Consider the following 521-nt stretch of genomic DNA (forward strand, 5'->3'; position numbering starts at 1 on the left):
GCGACATCGAGCGTGAACGTACGCGACTGGATATCGGCAAGCTGGCGCTGCGCGGAAGTCATCGTGTCGGCAGCGTTCAGTACTTCGAGGTAACCGGCGAGGCCGGCGCGATAGCGATCAAGCGCAACCTGGTGTGCCTGGGCGGCAGCGTCGTAGGCGGCCTGGGTCGCTTGCAGCCGGTCGCCAAGCGCGCGTTTGCTTGCGGCGACATCGGCGACGTCGTGCAGCGCCTTTGTCAGTGTTTCGTCGTAGTTCGCGACGGCTTCGTCATACGTTGCGCGCGCGCCGCGCAGCTCGCCGCGCAAACGTCCGCCGTTAAAGATGGGCAGCGTGACCGCCGGCCCGAAGTTGCCGGTTAGCGACCCGGCGTTCGTCAGCATGTTCAGCCCGAGCGACTGGAAGCCGATCATTGCGCCAAGGTTGACGTTCGGATAGAAGCCGGCTCGCGCGACGTCGATGCGCTTGGCCGCTGCCTCCACGCGCAGGCGCGCAATCACGACGTCCGGGCGGCGGCCAAGCAA

General features: G+C 66.4%; 1 protein-coding gene. It reads right to left on the reverse strand.

Annotated elements, in window-relative coordinates:
* On the reverse strand, nt 1-521 hold a 521-nt coding region (locus tag HV744_RS36740), incomplete at both ends, for a TolC family protein (RefSeq protein ID WP_175154109.1).

This window comes from Paraburkholderia ultramafica (assembly GCF_902859915.1).
GTDB lineage: Bacteria > Pseudomonadota > Gammaproteobacteria > Burkholderiales > Burkholderiaceae > Paraburkholderia > Paraburkholderia ultramafica.